The organism is Nocardia sp. NPDC004722, assembly GCF_053601505.1.
In genome coordinates, this window is the sequence record NZ_JBSGBY010000544.1 from 1 (window position 1) to 5820 (window position 5820).

Consider the following 5820-nt stretch of genomic DNA (forward strand, 5'->3'; position numbering starts at 1 on the left):
CACGTCGCATGAGCGGAGGCCCAGCGGGCGAGGCGTTCCTCGACCGGGTGCGACGAGGTGGGGTCGGGCGATAGCGGTCGGGCTGGCGCTGCTCGCGTCGATCGGACTGCTGATGGGCGGTGGACGCCTCGACTCGCCCGTCGCGCACCACACGGCGGCCGGGATCGAATTGCGGCTCCTCGCCTCCACCGTGCCGCAACAGGCTTGGACCACACTGGGATTGATCGACAAGGGCGAATGGCCACCGTCCGACTGCCCCGGCACCAAGGGCGGAACCGTCTGGCAGAACAGGGGCGGCCAATTACCCGCCGGGGTGAATTACCGGGAATGGGACGTGAATTGCAAGGTGCCGGGACACTCTCGCGACGCCCAGCGCATCGTGACCGGCGACGACGGCTCGGCCTGGTACACCGACGACCATTACGCCACCTTCACCAGAATGCGCTGATCCGCTCAGCGTGGATGGTGGGCCAGGTTGTCGAGGGTGGCTATCCATTCGGCGGGGTTGGGGAGTAGGAAGCCGTAGTCGCCGGTGTGGGTGGAGATGACGAGGTGGGTGCTGCCGCCTCGGATCGCGCCCTTGAAGACCTTGGCTTCGTGGGCGCCGGTGATCGCGGAGACCGGGATCTCGATCAGTTTCGAGGTGGCGGTGCGGAAGACGAGGCGGCGTGCGGTGAGGCCGATACGGCCATTGTTGCTGACGTTGGGCGCGCCCGGGACGGTGGAGCCTCGATAGACGCCGCGTTCCATCGGACGGATGATCGATTCCGCGGCCATCGCCGCGGCCAACTCCTGATCCAGCCGGGCGTTCTTCCTGCGGAAGTGGATCACGATGGGTATCCAGATCAACTGGATCGCCAGCGCGCCCAGAACGATGCAGACAACCAGGACGACGACGTCCATGTCGATCTCCGTTCCTCCGACCCATGCGTGATGGCGATGCCGGGTATGCGTGATTATCGCTGGGTCCGTGTGTTTCGTGACCGTAGCGTCGGCGGTATGAGCGCCAGCCAGAACAAAGAGTTGATCCGTGCCGTCTTCGAGCGGATGGCCGCCGGTAATCCCCGCGCGTTGAGCGAGGCCATGGCCGACGACTGCCGGTGGGTCTTCCCCGGAGCCTGGTCCTGGTCAGGGACCTGGTCTCCGAAAACCGCTGTGGTGCAAGGCTTGCTGCGCCCCCTCATGAGCCAGTTCGCCGACGATTTCCGGATGACTGCGGACCTGATCCTGGCCGACGCGGACCGTGTCGTGGTGCAGGCACGCGGCTACGGCACCACACACGCCGGAGACTCCTACCACCAGACCTACTGCCTGCTGCTCACGCTGACCGACGGCCGGATCACCGAGGTGATCGAGCACTGCGACACCGCCCTGGTGGAACGCGTCCTGCAGCCCCTGATCCCGGTCGCCTGACTCGCTATTCGGCCGTTGCGGGTGGTCGAGGGGTGACGTGCATCGGGACAGGCCCGTCGGGGCCGCCGGTGAAGGAGAACTGGGGGTGGATCGGGTCGTCGGTGGCGCGGGTCAGGGTGACGTGTTGGGCGAGGGTGGCCAGGGCGAGGGTGGCTTCGGTGTTGGCGAAGACGTGGGCGACGCACATGCGTTTGCCCGCGCCGAAGGGGAGGGCGGAGTGACGCTGGGTGGGGGTGAGGGCGCCGGGGAGGAACCGGGTGGGGTCGAAGGCGGTGGGGTCGGGCCAGATGCCGGGATGGTGGTGCAGGGCGTGCAGGCTGATGGAGACGGTGGTGCCGGCGCGGATGGGAAAGTCGCCGAGCAGGTCGTCGGAGGTGGCGACGCGGGCCAGACCGACGATCGGCGGGTAGAGGCGCATGGTCTCGGCGACAATGGCTTTCGTCCACACGAGCCGGTCCATATCGGCGGCGGTGGGGGTGCGACCGGTGAGGACCTCGTCGAGTTCGGCGTGCAGGCGGTCGCGGACCTCGGGGTGTTCGGCGAGCAGCTTCCAGGTCCAGGCGAGCGCGGTCGCGGTGGTCTCCATGCCCGCGCCGAGGAAGGTCATCAGCTCGTCGTGGATCTCGGCGTCGGTGTAGCGGTGACCGGTCTCGGGGTCGCGGGCCTCCATGAGCAGGGCCAGCAGATTGTCGCCGCGGGTGACCAACCCGGTGCGATGGTCGGCGATGAGCCGATCGACGACGCCTTCCACATGCCGCAGATCGGCCATCGTGCGCGGCGCGAGAATCCAGCCGCACGCACGCAGCACCGTCGGGGGCAGATCGCGGCGGTGGAGGAACTGCGCGAGCGCGCGCAGCGGCCGGGAGGTCCCGCTCACGTAGCCCACACCGAAGAACGCCAGCAGCCGCGACAGCGTCACCTCCGCCATCGGCCCGTTCAGATCGATCCCGAACATGGTGCGCGCCACCACATCCAGCGTCAGCCGATTCATCTCCGCGCTCACATCGACGGGCCCGTCGGCGCCGAGCGCGGCCATCCGCCGCGCGCAGTCGCGGGCGGCCTCGGTGATCGGACCCGCCAGCGTCGCGATATTGCGCTTGCCGAACACCGGCGCGACCAGCCGCCGATTGCGTTGCCAGCGTTGCTCGTCGAGCTCGGTGACCAGACCCCGCCCGAACGCGACGGCCAGCATCTCGTACTCCGCGCTCTTGACGTAGTTGTCCTGATTGGTGACCAGCACGTGCCGCGCCAGCTCCGGACTGCGCACCAGCACGAACCGCAGCAGTGGCATGCGCGCCACCATGATGTCGTCCTGCCCGGGCAGCAGCGTGCCGTAGTACTCGGCGATGGTGCTGTCGCGCATGCGCGGCACCACCCCGGCGGCCAGTTTCCAGGACCGCCACCACGACACCCGGGTGCGATGCCAGCGCAGCGGCGCTGGCTGCCAGCGCGGTGGGTAGAGGGTCGAATCGGGTGTGACCGAAGTGGTCGTCATGGCGAATCCCCTTGTTCGCGAGAGCCTTTTGTCGCAGCGTAGGCAGGGTGCGCAGGCGGTCGCGTCAACCGTTCGGGGGACAGGACGGCCGCTCGTGAAGGGCTATCGTCGGAACATGAACGTGCGCGCCACGGGGCCCGAACGCTGGGTCTTCTGGTACCGGATCTGGTGTGCCTACGTGGTCGGCGGTTGCGTGGCCACCATCGTGCTGGCGATCGTGATGCGCCGCCAAGACGCCGGTCACGTGTGGGCGGCGGTGGCGGCCCTGTGCGGCCTGCTGCTGTGGTCCGCGCAATTGGCGCCGCGATTGAGCGATCCGGATGCCTTCTTCCGCCGCACGGTGAACCGGCGCTCGGTGACGTTCGTGGCCGGTGCGCTGGTGTGTTTCATGGCCGCCATCTGGTGGTCGACGTCGGCGGTCGCGGCGGTGATGGTCGTCTACGCGCTGATCTACATGTCGCTGCCGGTGCGTGCGGCCATCCTGGTGGCCGCCCCGGTCAGCTTCGCGCCGCTGATCGCCTCGCTGGTCACGCACACGGATGTGCCGCTCGGACTGGCCATCTCGCTGGTCGCGGTGGTGTTCAACCCGGCGATCGGCTCGACCATCGCCCTGGCCATCGACCGGGGCGAGCAGCTGGCCGTGCTGCTGGAGGAATTGGAGCGCAGCCGCACCGACGTCGAAAGACTGTCGCGGGAAGCGGGATCCGCCGCCGAACGCACCCGGCTGGCGCGCGAGATCCACGACACGCTGACGCAGGGCTTCGCGGGCATCGCCGCCCTGGCCCAGGCGCTCGAATCCGAACTCGACGCGGATCCCGATGCCGCGCGCCGCCACTGCGCGCTGATCGAGGCCACCGCACGGGAGAACCTGGTCGAGGCCCGCAGCATGGTGGAGACACTGATGCCCCCGGATCTGGGCAGCGGCTCGCTGGCCGACTCGGTGCGACGGCGCTGCCGCCGCCTCACCGACGAGACCGGCATCGAGGTGGAGGTGCACGTGGATCCCGCTGTGCCGCACTTGGATACCGGCACCGAGGTGGTGCTGCTGCGTGCGGCGCAGGAGACCTTGGCCAACGTGCGCCGCCATTCCCGCGCCGACACCGTGCGCGTCGACCTCGCCCGAACCCGCGACGGCGTCCGACTCTCGGTGGCGGACAACGGCATCGGTTTCGACGCGAGCGGTCTGAACGACTCCGGCACGAGCGGCTTTGTCGGGAACGGTTCCGGCGCGAACAGCTCTGGCCCGAACGGTTTCGGCCTGGCCGGGCTGCGCAGCCGCGCCCGCGAGATCGGCGCGACGGTCGACGTGACGACCAGTCCCGGCGCGGGCACCCGGGTGGATATCGAGGTACCGGCATGATCACCGTCCTGCTGGTCGACGACCACCCGGTCGTGCGCGAGGGCATGCGCGGAATGCTCTCGCGGGAAACCGATCTCACCGTGATCGCCGAAGCCGCGGGCGGCGCCGAGGCGATCACCGTCGCCACCGCGCTACGCCCCGACGTGGTGCTCATGGATCTGCGCATGCCTGACGTGGACGGTGCGGCCGCCACCGAACGCATCCTGGCCGCCTGCCCCGCCACCCGCGTGGTCGTGGTCACCACCTACGAGACCGACACCGACATCCTGCGCGCCGTGGAAGCCGGGGCGTGTGGCTACCTCCTCAAGGACAGCTCTCGCGCCGAGCTAGCCGCCGCCGTCCGCGCCGCCGCCCGCGGCGAAACCGTCCTCGCCCCCGCCGTCAGCGCCCGCCTGCACCGCCGCCGCACCCCGACAGTGCAGCTGTCGGCACGCGAAGCCGAAGTGCTCGGTCACGTGGCACAAGGACTGACCAACAGCGAGATCGGCCAACTCCTACACATCGGCGAAGCCACCGTCAAAACGCACCTGCAACGTGCCTACGGAAAACTCGGCGTCACCGACCGCACCGCCGCCGTCACCGCCGCGCTGGCCCAGGGCCTGCTGTCGGTACGCCCGCACGGCTGAGGATGTCCGGCTCGCGGATCAGGACAGATAGCCGCGCAACAGGATTCGCAGGGTCCGGTAGATCTGCCCGGGGTCGGGTTCGCCCGCGCCCGCCGCCCGGTCGAACATGATGCCGTCCAAGCAGGCCACGAAGGCGTGGGCGTGCAGTTCGGGTTCGTCGGCACCCAGTCCGGCCAGCAGGGCCGCCGCATGGGCGCGAAAGCGGAGTCCGCTCTCGCGCAGGGCCTTTCGGAGCGCTGGGCGGCGGGTCGACTCCAGCGAGAGCTCGTAGCGGGCGAGCAGCGGGGCGCGGTCGGCGGTGGTCTGACCGATCACCAGGTCGGTGAGCAGGCGGGCCACCTCGTCCGGATCGGTCGCCGCGAGCGGGTGCCGCGCCAACGCGAGGGCATCGCGTTCGGCAAGGCGGTCGACCGCCGCCTCGAGCAGGGCCTCGCGGGTGCGGAAGTGATTGGAGCAGGAACCCTCCGGCAGGCCCGCGGCATGATCCACGGCCCGGTGGGTCAGCCCGCGCAGGCCCGCACCCGCCAGGGTGTCGATGGCGGCGTCGGCCAGCCGGGTGCGACGATCTGCGGTCTCGGTCACGATGCCTTCCCTTCGCCCCGGGGCGGGACTACAACTGTAGTGAAAGCGTACTACAGCTGTAGTGGAGGTCATCGTGGACGTTCCGGGGAATGCGATCGTGATCGGCGGCGGTATCGGCGGGCTGGCGGCCGCTATTGCGCTGAGTCGGCGTGGCTGGCGGGTCGAGGTGCTCGAACGGGCCGCCGATGTCGGTGAAACGGGATCCGGTATCACGCTGTGGTCCAACGGTATTCGGGCGCTGGATGCGCTCGGGGTGGGTGCGGAGGTTCGCGCGGCGGGGTTGGTGGAGACCGGGGGCGGTATCCGCGATCGGCGCGGGCGCTGGCTGTCGCGGACCGATACCG

The 5820-nt window shown here is 69.6% G+C and carries 8 protein-coding genes; 5 read left to right on the forward strand and 3 right to left on the reverse strand.

All coding sequences use genetic code 11. The features are described from left to right. Positions 1-70: 70 nt before the first annotated feature. On the forward strand, positions 71-448 hold the full coding sequence (locus ACWELQ_RS35945) for a ribonuclease domain-containing protein (RefSeq protein ID WP_452401479.1): 378 nt from the start codon (positions 71-73) through the stop codon (positions 446-448). Between the two features lie 5 nt (positions 449-453). Here ACWELQ_RS35945 and ACWELQ_RS35950 read toward each other — a convergent pair whose 3' ends face one another. Then, entirely contained in the window at positions 454-903 is a 450-nt protein-coding gene (locus tag ACWELQ_RS35950) for a hypothetical protein (protein ID WP_452401472.1), read from the reverse strand. A gap of 96 nt (positions 904-999) precedes the next feature. Between ACWELQ_RS35950 and ACWELQ_RS35955 the strand changes: the two genes are divergently transcribed. Continuing rightward, entirely contained in the window at positions 1000-1413 is a 414-nt protein-coding gene (locus ACWELQ_RS35955; protein WP_452401473.1) for a nuclear transport factor 2 family protein, read from the forward strand. Between the two features lie 4 nt (positions 1414-1417). Here ACWELQ_RS35955 and ACWELQ_RS35960 read toward each other — a convergent pair whose 3' ends face one another. Then, positions 1418-2908 carry a cytochrome P450 gene (locus ACWELQ_RS35960; protein ID WP_452401474.1) on the reverse strand — a complete coding sequence of 497 codons (1491 nt, stop codon included), beginning with the start codon at positions 2906-2908 and terminating at the stop codon, positions 1418-1420. A gap of 115 nt (positions 2909-3023) precedes the next feature. Here ACWELQ_RS35960 and ACWELQ_RS35965 point away from each other — a divergent pair, with 115 nt between their 5' ends. Together ACWELQ_RS35965 and ACWELQ_RS35970 are read left to right on the forward strand one after the other, a co-directional pair. After that, on the forward strand, positions 3024-4268 hold the full coding sequence (locus ACWELQ_RS35965; RefSeq protein ID WP_452401475.1) for a sensor histidine kinase: 1245 nt from the start codon (positions 3024-3026) through the stop codon (positions 4266-4268). After that, the gene (locus tag ACWELQ_RS35970) at positions 4265-4894 is read left to right on the forward strand and encodes a response regulator transcription factor (protein WP_452401476.1); all 630 of its coding nucleotides are present in this window, start codon (positions 4265-4267) and stop codon (positions 4892-4894) included. Before ACWELQ_RS35965 ends, ACWELQ_RS35970 begins: the two co-directional genes overlap by 4 nt. An 18-nt stretch (positions 4895-4912) precedes the next feature. On the opposite strand, the gene ACWELQ_RS35975 is transcribed toward ACWELQ_RS35970, so the two are convergent. After that, on the reverse strand, positions 4913-5476 hold the full coding sequence (locus ACWELQ_RS35975; protein ID WP_452401477.1) for a TetR/AcrR family transcriptional regulator: 564 nt from the start codon (positions 5474-5476) through the stop codon (positions 4913-4915). A 73-nt stretch (positions 5477-5549) separates the two neighbouring features. Between ACWELQ_RS35975 and ACWELQ_RS35980 the strand changes: the two genes are divergently transcribed. Further along, positions 5550-5820: FAD-dependent oxidoreductase (locus tag ACWELQ_RS35980; RefSeq protein ID WP_452401478.1), on the forward strand; the 271-nt coding region annotated here is incomplete at its 3' end.

Bases quoted from the DNA above. Each gene is read 5' to 3' on its own strand.
- ACWELQ_RS35965 (WP_452401475.1), top strand. From the start codon at position 3,024: ATGAACGTGCGCGCCACGGGGCCCGAACGCTGGGTCTTCTGGTACCGG.
- ACWELQ_RS35960 (WP_452401474.1), bottom strand. From the start codon at position 2,908: ATGACGACCACTTCGGTCACACCCGATTCGACCCTCTACCCACCGCGC.
- ACWELQ_RS35970 (WP_452401476.1), top strand. From the start codon at position 4,265: ATGATCACCGTCCTGCTGGTCGACGACCACCCGGTCGTGCGCGAGGGC.
- ACWELQ_RS35950 (WP_452401472.1), bottom strand. From the start codon at position 903: ATGGACGTCGTCGTCCTGGTTGTCTGCATCGTTCTGGGCGCGCTGGCG.
- ACWELQ_RS35955 (WP_452401473.1), top strand. From the start codon at position 1,000: ATGAGCGCCAGCCAGAACAAAGAGTTGATCCGTGCCGTCTTCGAGCGG.